Consider the following 22,899-nt stretch of genomic DNA (forward strand, 5'->3'; position numbering starts at 1 on the left):
AATTCCAATTTTCAAAAACGCTAACAAGTTACATATGCAAATGCAAATACCAGAAGGCTATCTCAACACAGACGTCACAAACTGATGGTTCTGGTACCACTAATGTTTGATAAAGAAGTACAGGGTCATCGCAAATCCAACCACAATTACAAAGAGGCGAATCCACTTTTGATCAATCTTGCGTGCATAGTAAGCGCCACCATATCCGCCAATAATAGCCCCCACAACCATCACAATGGCCTCGGGCCAGAAGACGGCTCCAGCCACCACAAAGGTAATCACAGCCACACCATTGATGCAGGTTGCCAGCAAGGTCTTGAGGCCATTCATAACGTGAATATTTTCCAGGCCCATCAATGCCAGGGTTGCCAGCATCAGAATACCGATCCCACCGCCAAAATAGCCGCCATAAATGGCGATCACAAACTGGGCAATCGATATTCCAACTAACTGACCAACCGAAAGGGCCGAGCGCTCAATCCGACGCAACCGTAACTGTCTGGTAACCGGACCGCTAAAAGCGAACAGGAGGGTAGCAATCAACAATAGGTAAGGAAGCAAAGTAGTAAAAATAGAGGGAGGAGTAATCAGGAGTAAAATTGCTCCCAGCACACCACCGATCAAGCTGGTAATTACCAGTACGATCAATAGACGCCGATCTATTTCCTTTAGCTCACGACGATACGCGCCAGCCCCCGCTACCGATCCAGGCCAGAGGGCGACCGTGCTGGTGGCATTCGCAGGAATGGGTGGCACACCAGCAAAAATTAAGGTCGGAAAAGTAAAGAAGCTTCCGCCGCCCGCCACTGAATTGAGGGTTCCGCCAATTACCGCCACCAGAAACAGTAAAAGAACATTTAAAAGAGACATACAGGCACCTTTATACCGTTGCTAATAACGAAGTTCATAATATTGACAAGTATAGCACTCATCCGAGAGAGAGACGATAGAAAGCAGATCTATTTTTGCTATCCAAACCATACACCTGTTACTAAATGGCACTGTTATATAACCTTACATCAAGTTTCTCACCAAATAAGAAAAAAGTCATGAGGTATTGCGGATTAAGCTATCAGCATATAGTATCAAACTATAAAATAGTGCAGAATATAAGAGTTATCCTGTCACTAATACATAGATGACTTTGCACACACAAATAGAGATTCTATGCAAGGCAGCAGCTGAACGTGTACAGGAATGAAAGTACGTGGGTTGTATGGCCTCAGAAAGGACGTTTTCTTGTCGCAGTCAGTTAAGTATATTCTATTGCTCGTAGTCGTCTTTTTGCTTGGTGCGCTCATCACTGTTGCCATCATTATACCAGACAACATTTCATCGCTCGCCGTGGCGCAGGGACCAGCGAATACGACATCGACCACGGGCACGCCAGACGCGGCGCTTCCACCAGCCGAACAGATCCAGCAATTGGCGCAAAGTAGCAATGCTTTCGCCAATTTATCGGGAAACATCGATGTTAAATATAATCAGGGCAACGCGCAAATCACTGAAAAGCTTTACAAGATCAGTGATATCGCTCAAGGGCGCGACCAGGTAAAACATGACTGCTTCACTATTCAGCGTGCAATCTGGAATGCAAATATCAGTCAGTTGAATTCGGTCAAGGTGCTCTTTGCGGCACCGGTCAGCGATAAATATGGCAATATTACTCCCAATGAAAACGTTGGCAGCTGTACTTTAAATAATGCGACTGCCAAAAAAGTCGTCTGGGAAAATCTCTCTTATCAGCGAGCATGGGATGGTACAGGCGTAGTCAGTGGTAGTACTCCGGTCGCCAGCAGCACTCCTAATCCATTCGCGACAGCAACCCCTATAGTAGTCAATACTGCTACTTATGTATATGACGCACACAGCTTTGTCGGGCTACTGGCCACCAATCCAACGCCCACAAATTAAATATTTCAGAACAAAAAAGTTGCCGAAACTGTTTCGGCAACTTTTTTGTTCTGAAATATTTACTATACAGAGCCGTACACCAGCTGGCCGCCCAGGATAGTAGCCTGCACGCCATTCTCTGAAATATGCTCTTGCTCCACGCGCAAAATGTCATCTCGTAGCACGACAGCATCACCTAGCTTGCCGACGGTCAATGAACCTTTACGCTGCTCCTCGGCGCCAGCATAGGCCGCCCCCAGCGTATAGCCACCAAGGGCGCTTACCACAGACAAAGCCTGGTCAGGCAGCCAGGGCGGCCGTTTAGTGGCGGGATCGCGGCGGATAGTCGCGGCGTAGATAATATTCAACGGATCAAAGGTTTCAACCGGTGCATCCGAGCCCATAGCCAGCGGGATGCCCATATCATGCATGGTACGGTAAGCATAGGCGTGGCGATGGCGCTTCCCCCAATACCGCTCGGCGATATCACGATCCGCCACGGCATGGAATGGTTGGATCGAAGCGATCACACCCAGGCGGCGCATACGCTTCAGGTCCTCGGGCGCAATCAACTGCACATGCTCTAGCCGATAGCGCAGATGTTTGAACGGGACAGTTGTATCCTGTTTCATTAACAGGGAGCGCTGCGCATGCTCAATCGAATTAAGGGCCACCCGCGCCGCCCGATCACCAATCGCATGGATGGCAATCATTAAATCCATCTCTGTCGCCACCCGAACCGTATCCATCATTTCCTGTTCGGGCAGCGCTAGAATCCCACGATTGCCAGGGCTCCCCTCAAAACTATGCAGCATGGCCGCTGTCTGAGAACCCAGTGTACCATCGGCAAAGATTTTAATGCCACCAACGCGCAATAGATCATTTTCCGCATTATTAACACCCAGCGCTGGCAACTGTGCCAGCATCTGACGCGGCATAATCATCTGTACGCGCACACCCAGTTTGCCCTCGTCGCGCAGCTGGCGGAAGATATTCAGCGAGAGCTCACCTTCGATATCGTGGATAGTGGTAATGCCGCTACGCTGCAATTGAGCCAGGGCCTCTTCCAGCAACTGCCGACTGACCTGAGGATCGGGTGGTGTAATCACATCAAACACCAGAGTGGTCGCATCTGCCTCTTGCAAGATGCCAGTAGGCTCTCCACTACCATCACGCAGGATAGCACCGGTAGAGGGATCAGGCGTCTCAACATTGATATGAGCCAGTTCTAGTGCACGTGAGTTGACCCAGAGCAGGTGCCCATCTTTACTGGAAAGAGCTACTGGATGCTCAGGAGCCGCGGCATCCAACGAGGCGCGGGTCGGGAAATTACTTTGAGTCCATGTATTGCGATCCCAATGACCGCCCTGAATCCACTGGCCTGCCGGGGTCGAAGCTGCCCGTGCACGAACCAGATCAGCGACCTCTTCCTCACTGGTACAGGCTGAGGCATCCACACGCTGCCAACGATAGGCCGTGGCCAACAAATGAATATGGGCATCAATGAAACCCGGCACAACCGTGCGGCCATGTAGATCCACCAGCTCGGCATGCTGGCCACCCAAACGACGCACATCATCATTAGATCCAACCGCCAGGATACGTCCGCTTCCGGTATCGATGGCCATTGCTTGCGCATGTGGTACCTGGGCATCCATCGTATAGATGTTGCCATTTAGATAGAGTACCCTACTCATCAAGCATCTCGCTTTCTATCAAAAAACCTATTCCTGCAAAAATTTAACGATGGCTTCTCCAAGCGCCTGCGGATGCTGCAACTGGATATCATGGGCAGTATCGGGCATCCATAACACAGAACAGTTTTGGATAGCCCGCGCCACCTGAGCCGCCATCTGGCCCTTGGCAGCCGCAAACTCATCCGCATGCTCAAGCCGTTCGGGTGGTTCTTCACCAGGCAATGGTCGATCAGCGGCCGGAACGAGCAGCACCGGACAACTTAATTTACCATAATAGGTCAAAGCCCTGTCTTCCCATAATGACTCGCGGATCGCACACTGTTGTTCAGGACGCAAACGTTCCTGTACGGTGCCATCGGGCAAATCGCGAATATAGGTCAGCACAATTGGCTCAATCTCTGGAGTCCAGGTAAACGGCATCTCTGCCCGTAAGGCTTCCAGATAAGCCGCACGAGAAGGATAGAGCACCGAAGAAACCTTCTCACGGATAAAGCGCTCACGCGTCATTCCAGGCCAGTGACGCGGCTCCACATGTGGGCAGTCCACCAGTACCAGATGACTCACCAGAGCAGGATGGCGCGCCGCCAGCACCAGGGCTACTCGTGCGCCCCAGCCATGCCCCACCACGGCTACCTGTCCCAGGCCCAGCGCGGCCATACCACTGATAATATCCTCAGCGACCGTCTTCGGATCGTACCCGCTCTCCGGTTGTGCACTCGAGCCATGTCCACGCAGATCAAAAGCCAGCAAAGGATGCCGTGGATAAAGATACTCAGCAGTCAAACGCCAGGTATCGGCCGTCGCAGCCAGGCCATGCAGCAGAACAACAGGAATATCATCTGTAGCCTCTCCATAGTCAGGAGCTACATCAGGGTCAGCCATTGACATATGGGCGTACGCGGGGTCCCATTCCAGGTAGTGAAGACGTACGTTGCCTGCATCAACAAATGCGCTGCGGGGTTCAAACATAAAACATACCTCTTTCTCAATATACCTTCTTATTCCTGTTTAGAAATTAAGTAGACGCTGACGATAATGAGCATACCGCCAAAGATGGTATAAGGGGTAAGTTCTTCATGTAAAAGAAGCACGCCCAGCAAGGGTCCCAGTAAAGGTTGAATAAAAAGTGTAGAGGCCGCGGCTGAGGCTTTCACTTTTGTCAGACCCTGGAACCAGGCCAGATATGCTATACAGGTACACATAATGGCCAGCCAGAGCACGCTCAGCCAGCCAAACAAATCAGGCATGCGCCAACCAGTCGAAAGGAATTCCCAACCAGCTACAGGCAGCCAGAAAACCATGCTGCCTACAATCGATGCCGTAGTAATCAGCAGTGGCGAATGCCTGGCCAGTAATGCTTTGCCACGAACAGTATACAGAGCCTCAATCATTAATGCCCCGATTACCAGTAGATCTCCCACCATACGCCAGATTCCACCACCCGCCGGTATAGAAGGTAGCAAGCTACGCTCAACGATCAAATATACGCCGATAAATCCCAGCGCCAATGCCCCGACAGAACGCGCAGACACATGTTCTCGCAGCACAATCCAGGATAGGGCAGACGTAAAGATCGACTCACCAGTAATGAGCAGAGCGACATCGGATGCCGTGGTCAGCGATAAACCACCAAACTCCAGCATCTTATTAACGACGAAGCCAATTAATGATAACAAAGCTAACTGCGGTATATCACGCCAGGTCAGATGTAGAGAAGCGCGCCTGGCAAGCAGAAAAGGCAACAGCACGGCCCCTGATATACACATCCTTAAAGCCAGCATTAACGGCAAGGACATCGCCGAGAGGGCATATTTCGCCGCCACATAACTGGTGGCCCATGCGACGTTTGCCCCAATCAGAATCAACCAGGACATAGTATGACGAGACGACGAAGAGGATGGGAGGCGCGCGGAGATAGGCAAAACGATGCTCCTTACCAGGTATCAATACATCAGTACACCGTAACTGGGACAACGCCTGTCAGTCACATTGTACCGCATAACACTATTTTTAACATTTTATTTAACCTATTTCCAGGGTTTAGCATAGCAATTCTGAAAATAGACGAATAAAGAATACTTTGTATGACATGCTCTGACACGTCAGCGCGGCTTAGCCGCCAGAGGGTTAGTCGCGTAAAGAACTTTATAGCGACTATCTCCAGCTATTTCTTGCACATCGCGGAAACAGGCCAGTAGCGTAGGCTCATACTTCAGAAACCGGTTGGCCACCAGATAGAAGCGCCCCTTTGGCTTCAAGATCTGGGCCGCCTCACGAATAAAGCGTTCAGCAATCTCCAGGGTCTGAACTCCTCCCATATGAAAAGGAGGATTGGTCGCGACCAGGTCAAATTGCTGGTCCAGGACAGCTTGTGCCCCATCGCTAGCGAGCACATTCACCCCACGCAGGCCCTCTTGCTCCACAGCCTGCTGGCTGGCGGCTACCGCAGCCAGGCTAGCATCCACCATAGTAACCTGGCCCTCGGAAGCTAAACGCGCCATATGCAAGCCAATAAAACCAGCTCCACAGCCAATATCCAGTGCATGATCGGTAGGTTTGACATCCAGAACAGACAACAATAGCCGGGTTCCTTCATCTAACTTACTATCCGCAAAGATACGCAAGCTAGTAACCGGCAGTTGCTCAAGAGCAAAGCTCTGGCGCCTGGTCGAGCAGAGCACACGCTGACCCTTGCTAATAGTCAGGGTCTCCACATTGCCAAACAGCTCCTGCATACGTTTTGCCATCGTCAAAATCCCGCGATCCTTGGCTCCCGCGACATAGAGCTTACCACCGGGCTTCAACGCAAAGGCCGCCACGCTTAAACCATAGAACATCCAGATATTGCCCGGCTGATATAACAAATTCATAACCGCCACATGTACTGTCTCTGGGGAATGGTGTAAGATATAATCATGAAATGCAACACAGCGCACAGAAGCGGCGGCATTATGCGCCTTGAAGACTCCCAGGGTCGCAATATTATCCTCAGCGATAAGCAGGCTTCCCGTCGTTAAACGCTGCAGCGCCAGTGTTCCGAAAGGATCAGCGGCAGAATTAAGGATCAACACCTGGTCTGTTGTGTTAAATTGAACAAAATCAGATAATAACCGAGATTGGAGCATCATTATGGCCCTCTATATTGATAGTGCTTACCTGGATGATATCACAGCTGTAGCACAAACATTACCAATCGCCGGAGTAACAACCAATCCAACCCTACTCCTGAATGCCTACCAGCATGGGCAACGTGCAACAGCACATGAGATTGTGCAACAACTCTTGCAGCGCACCAACGGTACTATTTTTATGCAGCCCTCCATGGCCGACGAAGAGAAAGCCTACCAGGAAGCCCTCTCCTATATTGAAGCTGATCCTGAGAGAGTCATTCCCAAAATACCGATGTCACAGGCCGGGGTACGTGTGGGTCAACGCCTGTATGCCCAGGGTCATATTATAGCCTTCACAGCCGTCACTACGGTTGCCCAGGCCTATATCGCATCTCTGGTAGGTGCCAGATATATCATCCCTTACTATAACCGTTTACGGCGCAGTGGGGTAGATCCCTGCGAGCGGCTCGAACAAATGGCCCGCGTCATCGCCAGCCAGAGCTCAAACACCCGTATCCTGGCCGCCAGTATCAAGTCTACCGTCGAAGCAGCCGAGGCACTGCATAGTGGCGCCCATGACCTGACAATTCCTCCAGCTATCTTGATGGAGATGCCCGGCGACCCTGAAAGTGATGAGGCAATTACACGTTTTGAGCAGGATTTGAAGAAGATGAAAAATCTGTAATTTAATTCTTGTCCAACTTTTCTTGTTTTATGAACTTTTATTCAGCATAAAAGAACTTCAATTCATTGCATAGTCATGCGCGCATGTTATATTAATCAATGTAAGCGGATAGAGAAACGTGACCTTGGTGGATGAGGGGATGGAAGTGTGGAGGGGAGCGAGGTTCACCGTTCTTGCAGAGGTGGCAGTGGTAGTGGGAAGCGGGCAAGAACGGAAACGTGGTAAGGGTGAGATTCAACGTTCTTGCTGGTAGTGGGGATGGAAGTAGGGATGAGCAAGAACGGACAATGGTGGTAGTGGGGTGAAACATATCAGGTATCTTGCGTGTGTGGTGCTGGCAGTGGGGTGGGGACAAGATTGACCTGATATGAGAAGGTGGTACGTAACGTTCTTGTGGTGGCTATGTAGCAATGGGGTGGTGGGCAAGAACGTTTGAATATAGGGATATGCAGCGTCCTTGTGGTGGATAGGTGAGAGTAGAGTGGTGAACAAGAACGTTTGAATATAGGGGAATGAACCAATTCTTATCTGGTTGCGACCAGCAAATGCACGGTGAGGGTGGGGAAAGCGCAGTGTACGGGTGGTTGGTGGAAGAGGAGGGCGCGATACGTGTGGTGGTGGAGAGAGAGATCCCGAACCTGTCTTCGTGGGAGGGAGAATGTGGGAATGGGATGTGGGGAAGAGAAAGCCTGAAAGGTGTATTTTTACACCTTCAGGCTTCTATATATCTCCCTTCTACGGGTTGAGTGGATAGCAAGCAACATCTTGTATCCTGGCAAAAAGAGAGATTTTCTTCGCTCAGGCGCGCCATTTCCGACATACAATCGTAACAATTTAGCTTTATGCTAGCTATAACAAGCATTGCAGTTGCCTGTTATAAGATAAAAGACGCGGCGCTGGCTGCATCTTCCGGTTACGAGGTCATAAACAACTATGTCGCAAAAGTTACAACGCCAGAGACATCAAGCACAGACATCGATCAATATTGGATATCTGCTTCTATCATTCCCGCTCGGCATCTGCTACTTTATCCTCATTGTCATGGGGATTATCGTTACCGCCCTTAACCTTTTTCTGATCGGCATCCCGTTGCTTATACTGTTCATGTCTGCCATCTGGAAAATTGCAGCATTTGAGCGCCAATTAGTCATACGCTGGCTACATGTAAGTATTGCCCCTATGGCGGCCCCTTTTCCAGCCCAGGCGAGCAGGATACAGCGCGGCCTGCTTCATCTCAGGCGCACCGTAACCTGGAAAAGCATACTCTATCTTTTCCTTAAATTTCCCTTCGGTATCCTTGCTTTCTATGTTACGCTCGTTTTCCTCATCCTATGCCTGGCACTCTGCCTGATCTCGGCTATCCTGGGACTCCTGGTAGCACCATTTGTCTATTTTTACATGGCGGTAGCCTCTAACAGTACACTGGACAGCAAAGCGGCTGGCAAATATATTAAAAACGTCTTGACCGGCGCTGGTATGGCATTCTTTCCACTGATAGCCATTAACTTCTTAGCCTCGCTCTGGAGCCAATTTGCCCAGGCCATGCTCGGCATGAATGAGAACGCTATGCGCCTGGCTGAAGCAACGGCCCTGGCAGAACGTGAGCGCCTTAAAGCTGAGAGGGCTGAGCAGAGCAGGCGTGAACTGATCATGAATGTCTCACACGATTTGCGTACCCCGGTAGCAAGCATTCGTGGACACCTGGAAGCCTTGCTGCTATCCAGCAATGAACAGACATTATCACCCGCCATGCTCTATGACTATCTGCAGATCGCGCATCGTGAAACGATGCGCCTCGGTGTCCTGGTCGAGGATCTCCTCTCGCTGGCCCGCAATGATAGCCACGAACTGCGCCTCCAAATAGACACCATTGACGCGGGGGCGGTCATCGAAGAGGTATACCAGATCATGATGCCTCTGGCCAGGCGTGAACGCAAAATCAGCTTGATACGCGAGATCCCTCCCCAATTACCCGCCATCAGCGCTGATCGCCAGCGCCTGATCCAGGTCGTACTCAACCTCGTGCGCAATGCCATTACCTATACACCAGATGGAGGAATCGTGGCCATCTCGCTCCAACAAACAGAAACGCAATATATTACACTCAGTGTGGCAGATACGGGCATTGGCATCTCACAAGAGGAGCAACAACATATCTTTGAGCGCTTCTACCGCACCGATGCCTCCCGAACGCGTAGCTCAGGTGGCTTTGGGCTCGGCCTGGCCATCGTCCAGGACTTCATTCAGGCCATGGGTGGCACCATCTCTGTAGAAAGCACGCCGGGTGTAGGTAGCACATTCCACCTTCAGCTAAAAATCGCTCCCGCTATTGCCTCTACCAGACAGGCACTCGTTTAGCCAGCCTCCCCACACTCAAAAAATCTTAAAATCTTAAAATCTTAAAAGGGCTATTTTTATAATTATAAGGTCCCCTTGCATTCTAGCAATTTCTAGAATTCTATGGGTTCCCTTATTTTTGAGCAAGTTTTGAGGTCCCAACTGCAATTTTTGAGGCCTCCTTGATGTTTTTAGTTGTATGTTAGAGAAGGAAATATAGACAATGTAAAACATCTCATCTATCCCTGCGAGGTGATTTCATGCAGAAGATCGAGCGCATTCCTCAGATGGAAACAGGCTTAAAAAACCGCTGGCAGTATTATGTCTATGATGCATTGATAGCCGTAGCCGGTTCTCTAATCATTACCGGCATGATTTATTTTTCTCACTTGTATCCACACATCTCTGATATCGTCATCATCAATTTAATCTGGATTATGGTCCTGGCTATCTGGCGTAGTCGCTATGCCGCGATCATCGCTTCCATTGCCGCATTCTTGTTCTTTGATTACTTTTTATTGCCACCACTTTTCACATTAGCACTGGCCGATCCCGCTCAGTGGGTAACCCTCTTTATCTTTCTGGTGACAGCGATTATTACTAGCTGGCTGGCTGGCTCAATCCGCCGCAGTGGCGAGGAGGCGCGCCAGAATGCACACGAGTTACGCATCCTGTATGAATTGATGCGCGTGTTCAATAATACCAATGATTTTGATCAACAGTTAGATATTATCGCCCTCTCAACCATCCGCGTTTTCTCTTCACTGGGAGTAACGGAATGTGTATTACTGGCGCCAGATAAAACGGGAAGACTACAGGTACGGGCCGATGCCCCGATCAGGGTTGACGAGTTTCAGCCTACGGATGAAGAGCTCCGCAATGCGACCAGCGTCTTTAAAAGTGGAACACAAACAATTATCAAAGATGCAAACGAGCCCCATTCGCTGGTCCATTATATACCCTTGAAATCCGGCTCGCACATCTTCTGCATCTTATACTTGCGCATTCTCAATGGTGTACCCTGGCTCGAAGACGAAGAATTGATGCACCACGCGCTGGTCAATGCAGCACCCCAGGCCGAATTTTTCCGCACCTTCCTGGACCAGATCTCTTCATTGATTGAGCGCTCAATGTTGCGTGAGAAATTGGCCTCTTAGTGCCAGGCTCACACAGGCGCGGCCGCGCCAGATAGTTTTATGGCGTGTTGCAATTTCTGCAACACGCCATAAAACTATTGAGCACCGCAGGTGCGAAAATGTATGCCCAGAAATCACGGATACGAGATTTCAAAGCGGGTCCGCTAAATTACAAAGCGGTAGCCAACTCCCCACACCGTCATAATCTTTTCACCCAGCGGTCCCAGCTTTTTGCGCAGACGTGTGATATGGGTATCGACGGTGCGATCAAAGCCATCATAGTCATAGCCCCAGAGCTCTTGCAACAAATACTCACGACTAAAAGCGCGTCCTGGATTTCGACTAAGCAGTACCAGCAGCTCATACTCCTTTGGGGTGAGATCTATAGTGCGCTTTTCCAGCGTAACTGTGTGCTCGGAGAGAGAGATGTATAAATCTCCCCGAATAATTGGAGAAGGAAGCCCGGTCATAGAAATAGGCGGTACACCTGGTGTCGAACTTTTTTCAGTGCCCGTAGACACATGGGCCTGCGAGTTTAAGTTCGCACCAGCTGAGCCAGGAGCGAAATGAGTATCCAGATCGATGCGACGCAGCATAGCACGCACGCGCGCAGTCAGCTCACGCACACTGAAGGGTTTACTGATATAGTCATCAGCCCCCACCTCCAGGCCTAAAATACGATCAACCTCATCTGTACGAGCAGTGAGCATAATAATTGGCATGAGGTGATTTTGACGAATAGTGCGACAGACAGTCAGGCCATCTAATTTTGGTAGCATCCAATCTAAAATAACGAGGTTCAGGGGTAATTTATCAACAATACTCAGGGCCGCCTCCCCATCAAAGGCTTGATAAACCTGGTGACCCTGAGACTCCAATTCCTTGCGAATCAGATTACAGATATCGATCTCGTCTTCCACAACGAGTATACTGGCCATGATCCTATCCTCTTATTTTAAAGCCCTTCCTTATACACTCTTGTAGTAGTGTACATCAGATAAAGATACAGGTCCAGTCATCATTTAATGTACTCGGGGCTCTTTAATGTTCCTCTTTGGCACCTGCGGCGCCGGGTTGGGGGTGTGGAGTGTGTGGTGGACGGCCGCCGCCGCCCACCACACACTCCACCTGAAAGAATGTAGTTTTATCGCTTGCTCGTGATCTCCCGACGAACAGTAAAAAGCCCCGTAATGTACCCTGAATTATTAAATGTTGAAATATCTACAAGCAGCGTATATGGCAGGCTAATTCAGGATCGCATGCACAATAACCTGTGACTGGGATTGTGAAAGTGAAGGGATCCAATTATTATCGCAGGTGAGCAAATTGAGATAGCTACCACTAGTATCGTTAAAGATAGTGGCAGGAGGTACCTGGTTAGCTGGATAATTCTGTACTGTCAGGACATGAAAATGCTGCACAACGCCATTTGGATAAACAATCAAAATGGTATCGCCCGTATGCAAAGCAGCCAGGTTAGCGAAAACAGCCTGTGAACCATCGGGTTGGCTGGCATAGCCATCAATAGCAGCACTACCGATATCGCCTGGTCGCGGACCATTCTCTAACCACCCCACGCCATTCTCACCATGTAGCGAGGGAACGTCCATACGACCATTCGTATTTAAACCAACCGTTTCAAGCGGTGCATCAATTTTAATAGCTGGAATTTGCACATGTGCGCCGGTATCCATATGCTGGGACTGCAAAGCTGGATCTGTCATAGGAGTTAACGTTGGAGTTGCTGTACTTGCCGCACCATTAGCACCGGTATACCCGGAGGAATTTGAGGTCTGAATCAATAACTGTGCAACCTTATGATCAAAATTGGTAGAAATCTGGTCACCACTATTATTGACCTTTGTGCGGGTACTATGGGCAGCCCCCGGTGTGAATATAATATCAGGGTGCGTAACACGATACGACAGATTAGAGATAGAAAACAAATTACGCCAGCCCCAGCCCACAATAACACCGAGTAATAATAGCAGTAAGACCAGAGCAAATAAAGAACTCGGCCTGGAAGACTGTGGTCTGGCAGGTCGTTGCATCCTAGAAGATGGTCGCATGAAGTATCCTCTCCACAACAATAAACACGAATTGTACGTGCGGGGCTTGCCCCCGCTTTATATGCTCAAACTTGAAAAATAACAATAAACATGAATTGTAAAGATTCGTCCCTGTAGGTGCGAGGCTTTACTTTTTGCTTTTTCATGCAGGAACGGCTGAAGCGGAGGCAAGCCCCGCACGTACAATTCGTGTTTCTTTGGGCTTTCTCCTCTCATCTTCGCCTTAAATGAGGTGTATTGCGCACAAGGGCGGCACGCTTCCCATGATGATGGGAGTAAGATACATTCTTAAAAAATCGGTTAAAAGTCCTAGGATTACATCCTTGATACAGATCAAGTATAGACATTCTCACCAACACATAAAGATCAATATAGACAATTACTGGCTGGCCTCACCATGGAAGTGGTGAGGCCAGCCAGTAATTTGAAAAAAGTAAAGTTATATATGAAAAACTTCAACAGAATAGCCTGTCCCTACGCAACCTTTCGGGTATACACTACCAGGCGCTCAGTAGTTTGATGTTCATCCGCTATCCATACACCAGCACAGGTAATCAAATTCAAGAAGGTGCCATTCTTCTGACCAAAGATCTCCTTAATAGGAGCCTGAGTAGGTGCATAGCTGGCCAGTTTTATCACCTTAAAGCGAACAACAGTACCACTCTTATCCTGAACCGTCACCATATCGCCAACATGTAAATCCTTCAACTTCCAAAATACCGCTGGCGCGCCACCTGTACGATCCAGGTGTCCATCAATTACCGCCGCCCCCGGCTGACCTGGAAGCGGTCCTCCGTTATACCAACCCACGCCCTCCCAGCGATTACGTGTCGGCACATCCATCAGCCCCTGGGCAGTCTTGCCGACAGTTTCAATGGGCGCATTTATGCCAATAGCCGGAATTATTAAATGCGCCCCAGAAGAAACATCCAGGCCACCGTTCAATGCCGGGGTAACAGAAGCCACATTTGAAGAAGATCCATTTGTTGTCTGCTGATTCGCCGTTTTTTGCAAGGAAAGGATACTACTCCAAACCCAGCCCCCCAAACCAATACTCAGCAGTACAAACAGAATAGCCAGAATAAACCAATAACGCTGTCTTGTATGCATCGTATATAAGCTCCTTTCCGTGAGTATGTACCAGGCACAACCCACCATCCCACACAACGCAACTCGTCATCACTCCCAGTAAACCAGGAGTGATGACGATAAACAGATCCGATTGAACAACCAGGAGAAGAAGGAAAATCAGTTGTACAAACACGCTTACGCCCATTTCATCCCTGACTTTCCCTCTATCCTTAAACAACACGAATAACCAATATCTCTACTACTTCAATCTGGGGTCTGGATCAGATCCAGTTAGAGGTAGACCAGGGTAACCGCCGAAGCCGTGACCGTGGAAATTGTTATTGTTATTGTTATTGTTATTATTGTTGTTGTTATTATTATTGTTGTTGTTGTTGTTGTTGTGATGGTTCTGCTGTTGCTGCTGTGGTTCCTGTTGCTGATGATGTACCTGTTTCACGTAGATGGTATACATCACTGTGTTGTTGTCAGTGTTGCAATCATAAGGAACATCCACAGTAGCGGTATCAGTCAGTGATGGAACAGCATCCTGGGTCAGTTTACCAGTGATGGTGATCACGGGCAGGGTATCACCAGGCTGTAACGGATCATTACCGTTGTAGCTTGCATCAATCACTGCAGGGCTTGTATGATCACTCACCTTGAAGTGCCAATGCTGACCATTGACCTTGATATTGGCGAGTCCAATCGGGATGACATCCTCGACCGAAATCGTGGTAGGATCGCTCACAGGACCTGCATTAGACAGATTAGAGACTGCGATGAAGAAGGTTACATCATCACCTTCGTGATAACGATCGCCATCCAGGCTACTCTTAATAATCTGCAGATCAGGAGGAATAACACTTGGACCGCTAGGGCCACCAGGTTCACCACTTGGACCGCTAGGGCCACCAGGTTCACCACTTGGACCGCTAGGGCCGCCAATACCTACTGTGCTGACCGCTGTTGGCGATCCGCCAATACCTACTGTGCTGACCGCTGTTGGCGATCCGCCAATACCTACTGTGCTGACCGCTGTTGGCGATCCGCCAGCTCTTGGTGTAGGCGTTAGGGCTGGCGCCGCAACCATTACAGTATCATAACTGGAATTGAGGGAAGGATTTGGATCATCAGGTGAACTGACGACTGTGGTATTGGTAAATGCGGGAGGGGCACTATCAACAAATGTACCACTCATATTCAGCGGTGGCAATGATGTGCCAGCAGCAACTGGATATGTACCGGTATACGTTGCCATCAGTACAGACGGGCTGGTGGTATTTATCAGAGTAATGCTCCAATTTGTACCAGAAGCAGTTACATTCGTCAAACCGAGAGGAGCCAGATCAAACACCGTGATCGTCTGATTTTCTGGAGCTGCTCCCGGCAGATTACTGACATTCAAGACATAATTAATTGTGTCTCCAACAGAGAAGCTGGTGGCACCACCCACATGTGTTTTGACGATATACAACATCGGTTTTGTGGGAGATATCGTTGGCACTCCCGTTGGAGTTCCACCAATACCTACCGTGCTGACCGCTGTTGGGGATCCTGATACACCTACCTCGGTTGCGGTAGCTGTTGGGGATCCTGATACACCTACCTCGGTTGCGGTAGCTGTTGGGGATCCTGATACACCTACCTCGGTTGCGGTAGCTGTTGGGGATCCTGATACACCTACCTCGGTTGCGGTAGCTGTTGGGGATCCTGATACACCTACCTCGGTTGCGGTTGGCGTAGAGGTGTCGGTCGCTACGGCTGTTGCGGTTGGCGTAGAAGTGTCGGTCGCTACGGCTGTTTCAGTTGCTGTAGCTGTGTCAGTCGCCACAGGCGTTGATGTCGCTGTCTCAGCAGCAGCAGTCGCCGTGTCATCCAGTGGAACCGTCCTGCTCTGCTCACTCTTTGGAGTTACCGCAGGCAAAATTCCAATGGTAGGAACCGAAACATTATTATTAAGATTCACGTCACCAGGGACTGACACGCTGGCGATGTTGGTGAATGAACGACCAGCCGTTGAGACTACAATACCTGTAATTTTAATTGGACTCAGGATAGTTCCAGGTGCGATTGGATAAGCACCATTATAGCTTGCGTTGATCAAAGTTGGACTTGTCGGTGCCGACGAATTCAAGCGCCAGGCAGCGCCACCCATAACATTTACATCGGTTAAACCAAGTGGCGACAAATCTGTGACATTGATTGGTGTGCCAGCTGTGATGGGACTAGAAGTTTTCGATGAAGATACCACCACAGTATAAGTTACAGGTTGTCCAACCCTGACGATTGAACTGGAAGCAAACTTATTGATCATCAGATCAATGCTCGCAGGCTTAGCAGCCGGAGCAGCAGCAGCCGCGGCGCTCGGAGCAAAAACTGAATTTGCTCGGGCGGGAGCTACTACAGGGGATGCAATAGTTACCTGGGTACTGGCTGAGTTGTTAGCCAGATTAATATCTCCAGCTTCTGTTACCGCAATACTAACCGTCTCTAACTTAGAGAGATTGGCAGTATGAGTTGCAGCAGGAATCGCGGTTACAGAGATACCTGGTAACACTTGCCCGGCAAGAATTGGCAATGCGCCTTTGTAGGTCGCAGTAATAGCCTGACCACTGTTCACAAAGGACCAGCCAGCACCTGCCGCTGAAATCCTTGTGAAGTTAGTAGGCAATGTAATTACCGCGCTCGGAGCGCTGAGCGCCTTACTTGCGCTGGCGGAATTGATGATAGTTGCCTTAAAAGTTGCAGGCTGACCAATTGTCAGCACAGATGAACTCTGCAATATGCTCACACTCAGGTCAGGACCAATAGCTGCCACGCCCTTTTTCTTTGCGAACTGAGGCTTTGTTGTTCCCACATGAGGCATAACTAGTGAATGGACAATGCCTCTACCATGAGAATAGCCAGCAGCTTTGACACCAGCGAATAAGCCAGCACTTACAGAAAGCTGACTACCTAAGAGTAGTAAGCAAAGAAGGACAGCTCGAATTAACGAGATTGGTGTTAGAATCTTTCTAACCCTATTAGGTTGATGCATCACTAAGAAACCCTTCTTCCACTATACTGATTACCAAAGAAAGTGATGACTAGCACGAATCCACATATACCCAATTCCACTGCTGTCTATATCTATAAAGCAGCTACCCATCATGCTAGGTTCAAATCAAGTATACAGACATCCTCCAAAAAAAGCATTTTCAGGGTACAAATAGCACAAAGAATATATTTGCATTTATTATTTATTTATAGAAAACAAACCATGAATTTATATGTAATATGTACTCTCCCTCTGAAGGAGCAACATGGTAGAGAAAGAGCCAGGCGATGCCCTGAAAGCCTATAAAGGGGCCGGAGAGGCCCCTTTGAATACCGTCTGCTTTAAATCCTACTTTAATATAGGGAAAAGGTTGCGTTTATATATTTGAGGGAAAAGCTTCAATTAATAGGGGGATTTATGTCGGAGACAACAGATATTCTGATAAATGTGGCGGAACAGGAGTTCGCTCAGGCTAAACAATCGGAAGATCAGCGGGCAAGCATCACTGGATTGATCGTAGTGGTAGCTTCGGCAATTCAAGGAGGTCTAACACAGACTGGCCTGACAAGAAGCGCGCTCCCACTAACGTTGATGTTGATTGCAATTGGGACCTTTGGGGCGTTGGCCAGTATTAAACTCTATGAACGTTTCAGACGCCATGTGCGGCTGAAATTTCTTATCCGCCAGCGGCTGGAAGAATTATATCCAGATACCAAACTTCAAGCTTTACTAGATCTCACCAGGAAAGAACAACAGAAAGATTTTCCATTCTTGAGGGGCGTTCGCCTCTACTTGATCTGGGTCTGGCTACACTTTTTCATCATCATATTAGGCATTATCTATACAATCATCGCATTATTACATTAACTACAGGCCAGGAGACCAATTCATATACCGGTCTCCTCTATATCTAAACCAATCAAGCCAGGAAGCAATAGCAATCTGGGCAGCAAGAGATTGAAATATGATTTCCCTGCCTTCTTGTTTATAGAATGATGCTTATCTAGCACCACATTCATTTAATCAAATCCAGTTTTCCAACAGGGCCTCTCTATGCCTTGACACTGGATAATCCAGGTGGTATAGTTCCGGTGCACAAAGAAGTGAGAATGATTATCATTATTAACCCTGACAACCAAAGCTATGAAACAGCCTGTGGAGACGCCCCATTAGACCAGGAAACACTAAAACCAGGACAAGTAATTTAGCCTAATTACCCCTCAATATATCCTCATAATCATTTTCTAATCTAGTTCTCCCAAAATGTACACAAACTCAATAACAAACAATACAGGTAATGTTAATATTTTGATGATTTGATTCCTCAATGGTTATTCAAACTTTTAACTGTTCATTATCCATTTTAGAAATGGAGGTTAAGTTCATGCTCTCTTATAGATATAGGTATCAGAGCAATAACCTAAGAGATAGGTATATAGAAGGTTTTATAGATTACGATGAGTATATGAAGCAACTAGAAGGAGTCAGATCTGAGGAAATCAGAAGCCAGATCATAGACTACAAAAGACAAGAAATTAGTGAAGAAATATTTAAATTTGAAACCGATCAACTACTCATTGCCAATGAAGCCATACAACAAAGACAAAAACAGATTGCGCAATTAGCCAGGCAAGCGGAAAAAGAAAGATTCGAGCAACAAGAAAGACAAAAAGAACGTGAAGCAAAGTTGAAAAAATTAAAAGAAGAAGAGGAAAGGATAAAATCACTCTCACCAGAAGAGAGACGTCAAGAAGAATTATATAAGGTTAGAGAGCAATATTATAAAGTTGACGCTCCCAAGCTGATCAGTGATTACCAAAAAGAAGCCAATAAATATAGGAGTGTACACAATAATATACAAAATATAGTGATAATAGGCTCAGCAATTATCACTAGCACAACAGGAATAACAATATTTACGAGTATGCCAACAGTTTCATTCGTATTAAAAGTTACTTCCGCTGCTCTTAGCTTGATAGTAACTATTGTTGCTGGATTTGCAGCCTATTACAAATTCCGTGAGAGAAGTGTCAACTCACAAAAAGCTGCAGACGATATTGAACATGAGTATGAGGCAATTAAACTTGGAACTCACGACTATTCTAATAAAACAAGGGAAGAAGCCATGCGTCTATTCTCTGACAGATTACTAAAAAGAATTAGAGAACGTAAAGAACAACAACAAATATTGGAGCAATCATCGGATATTAAACAGATACCTAAAAGTATATAGAGACACAGCCGAATTGACTGTGCCTCTATCTCTACTCATCCCAATAACCAGATCCCGTAGGGCCACGGTCATCCTTAACATGTTTAGCTCGGAGAGGTGAAAATTCCTCATGAGAACGCTGCAGGTGCTCAATAGAAAGAGAGGCATATTTATTGGTCATCTGCAAGGTAGTATGCCCCATCTGACGCTGAACATCTAAGGGACTGCGACCCATGGCCAGCTGTGTAGTCGCCATATAGCGCCGACAGTTATGAGGTGAAACCTTTTTATCTTCAATACCTGTCCTCTTCTTTAAGCGATTGAACAGTTTAGAAACTCCTACGATACTTAGCTGCTCCCCCATATCGGTTAGGAACACAGGATCATCTTTGTGTGCCTTAGTTCGACCACCTACCGCTGCCAATTGAGGACGATACTTAGTGAGGTACTCATGCAACGGCTTAAATCCCTCACGAGAGATAGGTACTTGTTGCCATTTATCGCCTTTACGGTGAATGAGTAAAACCCTCATATCTCGATCAATATCACGGAGGCGAAGGCCAGCTAACTCTTTACGACGAATGCCAGTATCAACCAGGACACTCACAATAGCCCTATTACGTGCTGTCAGAGCCTTGTGGACCTTAGGTCTGTAGACAGCGCCCTCATCACACGCATCCAAGAGCTTCTGAATTTCTTCAGGTGTAAATGTAGGCACAAATTTTTGCTCTACGCTGGGTAGCTTAAACTTTGTGGTGATTGGTTTTTCAATATAATCCTCATGCTCCAGCCAATGGCAAAAGACTTGAACATGTACACCATACTGACGCACAGTATTATCATCCAGGTTCTCACCACGCCTTGTGGTATATTTTTGTAGATAACCAATCCAGCCACGCAAATGCTTCAGTTGAAGCTCATTCACATGTGTCAGCTGATATGCAGACTCTAGCCAGCTTAAAAAGAAGTCCAAATCTTTGCCATAATTGCGCAATGTATGTACACTGGCTTTGTTTATCCGGCACACCTCTAGAAAATCATCAAGTGCCTGCCGCAGCGTTACTCGACTTTCTTCCATAAAGCCTCCTCCTTGAGATTAACGGGGCGAACGACCGCATTTCACACCAGCATTAAACGCCTCTAAAACGAGCTTGCCCGCAGCCAGACCAGGCCAAACGCCATGCCGTTCAACAATCTCATAGACACGATCTCTGATGTTAGATGGGATGTATGTATCCCAAAACAGCAGGGATAAACACTCTACAGCTATGCGCTCCTGATATTGCTTCATCGTTTCGTCCAAGGCCACGCCTGAAGGCGTATTAAAAGGCTCAACAGCCCTGTATCTGATCTCGTCCAAGATTTCACCTCACAAAAAAGAAGCCATCGTTTAAACGATGACTTCCTCATATATAAAGAACAACTTATCGTCTATCACTCTGCGACCAGACCACCATGCACATTCTGATATAAGCTATGCAGAAATGCAGGCCAGAGCAGACCAATATGCGAGGTATAGTACAAACCATACATATAATAGTTCAGCACGAGAGGAGACGCCGGATGCAGTCGGATATACACCTGAAAGGCATCCCTCGCCTGCTCAACACCCACGCTCCAGATATCCACTTCATCCGCCATTAGCTGGCGATAGGTCATCTCCAATGCCAGCGCAATGTACCGTTCTCTGCTCATCTTTCACCTCCCAATCAGGAGCATCAGAATAGCTCCCAATTCGCGTCCCTTGCTGCTTCCTCACCAAGAAAGTGGTACACATCCTGGTTTGTTGGCAGCACCGTATACTGATACTGTGGTTTTTGCTTCCTACAAGTACGCACGTCCGTTACTCTATACAAATGGTCCTCAGTAAGACAGATCGTAAAAAGAAAGAGCGAATGATAAGCGATTTTCTCTTGTGAAACATGCCGCAGTAATGCATAGAGCGAACCTCGCATCCTTGCCTTCCATCCCTTCTCCATGAAACATCCTGTTTAAACGCGCACATCTTCCGGTTGTAAGCTCATTTTGACGCGCTTACGCGCCTTCTTCGGCAACTCGTCTTCTGCAATCTCGCTCTTTCCGTTGCAATAGGCCTCACCATGTTCCATCAACCAATGCAGGCAGAGCGAAAGATCAACATCTGGAGCAGCCAGATCGCCACCATTCCAGCAGACAACGAGTCAGATATCCCATTACCGCCTCAATGCCTTTATCAATCCGGTATTGCTCATGACGCTTGCGTACAATCTTACCAAAGTTTTCAGGCTTCTCCATTGGATGTGCGAATGCCCCTTGCACCACCTTCCAGATAGGATGTGTTGGCCACCGCGAACGGGTTTTATCTTTCGTCGGAGTGACACAGCGCAACCATCCATCTGGCAATCCATCAGCGCCCCCCTCGACGTGTCCAGCTGCATACGCCCACAGGAGCGGAAGACGTTCAGGCAGTTCATAGACATCTTCAATTCCCCAAAACACACCATCCAGGAGTAAGTCATGCAAGGCCTCACGGAGAAAACTGTACTCTACACGCCACACCTTGCCATCTGCTTCCGACCAGCCATGTAACGCCACAAGTCGGGCACCCATTCTTTCCCTGAGACATGGATCTCTCGTGTTTTGTCATAAATCCGACATGAGATCGCACCGCGTTTAGAGAAGACAAACCCCGTTTCATGCAAACCCATTGACTCTTGTTGCAAGTGCGCATCATAACCCCAGGCCGGTTCAAGATGCACGCCTCGTTTTCGTGAACGCGATACAAAATCCCGCTTCCGATCCAATTTCTCAAGGTCATGCCAACCCGCCACATCTGCACACAGATCTACCTGAGACACCTGCAAAAACATCTCATCATGAAACAGGTCATTGAGAAACACCTGTACCTGCACTAACGCTTCCAACAGTGATGGACAGGACCAGAGATAGTCCGAACTGAAACGAACCGATGCAATACTATTCCATTGACCCGCCGAGATGTACACTTTGATGTCTCTCGTTTCTAATATCCATGGCCACTGTCCACGGCCAGCACCATTGGGAAACATCTGCAACGAGGCTTGATTGAAGGTCCAGGGTGTTGAATGCAGATCATGTTCCTGTTGGGCTAGCCGCTTCCACTGCTCCAATTGTTGAAACAACTCCCCATCCAGATCACGCTTTACTGGAGCATTGTTCTCATCTGTGTAGAAAGCATTCACAATCAGCGTATCCACGCCATGGTTGACAATCCACGCATCCGTCACGCGCATCCTCCTCTTCTACTCTTCAGTCAGCAGACGATAACGGGCAATTTCATCCTCAGCCAGCTGTGTATGCTCATCCCCATCATAGCTCCAATACACGGTGTAGCTCTGACCCGCAATAATCGCTCTTCCCCATTCGCCATTTGTCGTATCTTCCTCATATGTGACCACATCAGCACACACCCATTCGCCACAAACAATACGCACAAACCGCACATCTTTCATACCAATCACCTCACATTCCCAAAATGCATTTTAAGGGGCGCGATATACTGGACTTGCGCCCACCAACGCCTGCCAACCCGCAAGGCCAGGCCAGTCAGCGCACAGCGGGGCTGCGGCCCCGCTGTCGTACGGTACGCTTCGCTACTGGCCCGGCCAGAGAAAGCAGGAGGAAAACAAGACAT

23 protein-coding genes are annotated in these 22,899 nt (G+C 48.2%); 7 read left to right on the forward strand and 16 right to left on the reverse strand.

What is annotated here, in order from left to right; all coding sequences use genetic code 11:
* Positions 1-99 precede the first annotated feature (99 nt).
* Entirely contained in the window at positions 100-870 is a 771-nt protein-coding gene (locus tag EL645_RS11290; protein ID WP_126550115.1) for a sulfite exporter TauE/SafE family protein, read from the reverse strand.
* 369 nt (positions 871-1,239) lie between these two features.
* Between EL645_RS11290 and EL645_RS11295 the strand changes: the two genes are divergently transcribed.
* A complete protein-coding gene (locus EL645_RS11295; RefSeq protein ID WP_126550116.1) occupies positions 1,240-1,914 on the forward strand; it encodes a hypothetical protein in 675 nt (224 codons plus the stop codon).
* Between the two features lie 62 nt (positions 1,915-1,976).
* Here the strand turns inward: EL645_RS11295 and EL645_RS11300 are convergent, their stop codons facing one another.
* From EL645_RS11300 to EL645_RS11315, 4 genes are all read right to left on the reverse strand, one after another.
* Entirely contained in the window at positions 1,977-3,590 is a 1,614-nt protein-coding gene (locus EL645_RS11300; RefSeq protein ID WP_126550117.1) for an amidohydrolase, read from the reverse strand.
* 27 nt (positions 3,591-3,617) lie between these two features.
* A complete protein-coding gene (locus EL645_RS11305; RefSeq protein ID WP_126550118.1) occupies positions 3,618-4,559 on the reverse strand; it encodes an alpha/beta fold hydrolase in 942 nt (313 codons plus the stop codon).
* A gap of 29 nt (positions 4,560-4,588) precedes the next feature.
* Positions 4,589-5,512: a DMT family transporter gene (locus tag EL645_RS11310; RefSeq protein WP_126550119.1), complete on the reverse strand. Its 924-nt coding sequence runs from the start codon at positions 5,510-5,512 to the stop codon at positions 4,589-4,591.
* Positions 5,513-5,692: 180 nt separating this feature from the next.
* Positions 5,693-6,718, reverse strand: coding sequence for a methyltransferase (locus EL645_RS11315; RefSeq protein WP_126550120.1), 1,026 nt, complete (start codon positions 6,716-6,718; stop codon positions 5,693-5,695).
* Position 6,719: 1 nt separating this feature from the next.
* On the opposite strand from EL645_RS11315, the gene EL645_RS11320 reads away from it, so the two are divergent.
* The 3 genes from EL645_RS11320 to EL645_RS11330 all read left to right on the forward strand — a co-directional run bounded on the left by EL645_RS11320 (position 6,720) and on the right by EL645_RS11330 (position 10,879).
* A complete protein-coding gene (locus EL645_RS11320; protein ID WP_126550121.1) occupies positions 6,720-7,385 on the forward strand; it encodes a transaldolase family protein in 666 nt (221 codons plus the stop codon).
* A gap of 933 nt (positions 7,386-8,318) precedes the next feature.
* A complete protein-coding gene (locus EL645_RS11325) occupies positions 8,319-9,743 on the forward strand; it encodes a sensor histidine kinase (protein ID WP_126550122.1) in 1,425 nt (474 codons plus the stop codon).
* Between the two features lie 239 nt (positions 9,744-9,982).
* Positions 9,983-10,879, forward strand: a complete 897-nt coding sequence (locus tag EL645_RS11330; RefSeq protein ID WP_126550123.1) for a DUF4118 domain-containing protein — start codon at positions 9,983-9,985, stop codon at positions 10,877-10,879.
* Positions 10,880-11,022: 143 nt separating this feature from the next.
* Here EL645_RS11330 and EL645_RS11335 read toward each other — a convergent pair whose 3' ends face one another.
* The 4 genes from EL645_RS11335 to EL645_RS11350 all read right to left on the reverse strand — a co-directional run bounded on the left by EL645_RS11335 (position 11,023) and on the right by EL645_RS11350 (position 16,816).
* Complete coding sequence (locus EL645_RS11335) at positions 11,023-11,796, reverse strand: response regulator transcription factor (protein WP_126550124.1); 774 nt, start codon at positions 11,794-11,796, stop codon at positions 11,023-11,025.
* A gap of 306 nt (positions 11,797-12,102) precedes the next feature.
* Positions 12,103-12,927 (reverse strand): class F sortase, encoded by an 825-nt coding sequence (locus tag EL645_RS11340; RefSeq protein WP_126550125.1) that lies wholly within the window; start codon positions 12,925-12,927, stop codon positions 12,103-12,105.
* 474 nt (positions 12,928-13,401) lie between these two features.
* Complete coding sequence (locus EL645_RS11345; RefSeq protein ID WP_161977304.1) at positions 13,402-14,037, reverse strand: class F sortase; 636 nt, start codon at positions 14,035-14,037, stop codon at positions 13,402-13,404.
* A gap of 220 nt (positions 14,038-14,257) precedes the next feature.
* The gene (locus EL645_RS11350) at positions 14,258-16,816 is read right to left on the reverse strand and encodes a DUF11 domain-containing protein (RefSeq protein ID WP_161977305.1); all 2,559 of its coding nucleotides are present in this window, start codon (positions 16,814-16,816) and stop codon (positions 14,258-14,260) included.
* A 484-nt stretch (positions 16,817-17,300) separates the two neighbouring features.
* Between EL645_RS11350 and EL645_RS44070 the strand changes: the two genes are divergently transcribed.
* From EL645_RS44070 to EL645_RS11360, 3 genes are all read left to right on the forward strand, one after another.
* The gene (locus tag EL645_RS44070; RefSeq protein ID WP_281276292.1) at positions 17,301-17,423 is read left to right on the forward strand and encodes a hypothetical protein; all 123 of its coding nucleotides are present in this window, start codon (positions 17,301-17,303) and stop codon (positions 17,421-17,423) included.
* 29 nt (positions 17,424-17,452) lie between these two features.
* Positions 17,453-17,902: a hypothetical protein gene (locus EL645_RS11355; RefSeq protein ID WP_126550128.1), complete on the forward strand. Its 450-nt coding sequence runs from the start codon at positions 17,453-17,455 to the stop codon at positions 17,900-17,902.
* Positions 17,903-18,362: 460 nt separating this feature from the next.
* Positions 18,363-19,268, forward strand: coding sequence for a DUF4231 domain-containing protein (locus EL645_RS11360; RefSeq protein WP_126550129.1), 906 nt, complete (start codon positions 18,363-18,365; stop codon positions 19,266-19,268).
* A gap of 31 nt (positions 19,269-19,299) precedes the next feature.
* Here the strand turns inward: EL645_RS11360 and EL645_RS11365 are convergent, their stop codons facing one another.
* From EL645_RS11365 to EL645_RS39230, 7 genes are all read right to left on the reverse strand, one after another.
* Positions 19,300-20,325, reverse strand: coding sequence for a tyrosine-type recombinase/integrase (locus tag EL645_RS11365; RefSeq protein WP_126550130.1), 1,026 nt, complete (start codon positions 20,323-20,325; stop codon positions 19,300-19,302).
* A gap of 18 nt (positions 20,326-20,343) precedes the next feature.
* The gene (locus EL645_RS11370) at positions 20,344-20,607 is read right to left on the reverse strand and encodes a hypothetical protein (protein ID WP_126550131.1); all 264 of its coding nucleotides are present in this window, start codon (positions 20,605-20,607) and stop codon (positions 20,344-20,346) included.
* A 74-nt stretch (positions 20,608-20,681) separates the two neighbouring features.
* Positions 20,682-20,942, reverse strand: a complete 261-nt coding sequence (locus EL645_RS11375) for a hypothetical protein (RefSeq protein ID WP_126550132.1) — start codon at positions 20,940-20,942, stop codon at positions 20,682-20,684.
* A 438-nt stretch (positions 20,943-21,380) separates the two neighbouring features.
* Complete coding sequence (locus tag EL645_RS11380; protein ID WP_161977306.1) at positions 21,381-21,785, reverse strand: hypothetical protein; 405 nt, start codon at positions 21,783-21,785, stop codon at positions 21,381-21,383.
* Complete coding sequence (locus tag EL645_RS11385; RefSeq protein WP_126550134.1) at positions 21,773-22,492, reverse strand: hypothetical protein; 720 nt, start codon at positions 22,490-22,492, stop codon at positions 21,773-21,775. The genes EL645_RS11380 and EL645_RS11385 overlap by 13 nt, the downstream gene beginning before the upstream one ends.
* A gap of 15 nt (positions 22,493-22,507) precedes the next feature.
* Positions 22,508-22,717, reverse strand: coding sequence for a hypothetical protein (locus EL645_RS11390; protein ID WP_126550135.1), 210 nt, complete (start codon positions 22,715-22,717; stop codon positions 22,508-22,510).
* Positions 22,718-22,722: 5 nt separating this feature from the next.
* Positions 22,723-22,899, reverse strand: coding sequence for a hypothetical protein (locus EL645_RS39230; RefSeq protein WP_161977307.1), 177 nt, complete (start codon positions 22,897-22,899; stop codon positions 22,723-22,725).

This window comes from Dictyobacter kobayashii, from assembly GCF_003967555.1.
Classification (GTDB): Bacteria; Chloroflexota; Ktedonobacteria; order Ktedonobacterales; family Ktedonobacteraceae; genus Dictyobacter; species Dictyobacter kobayashii.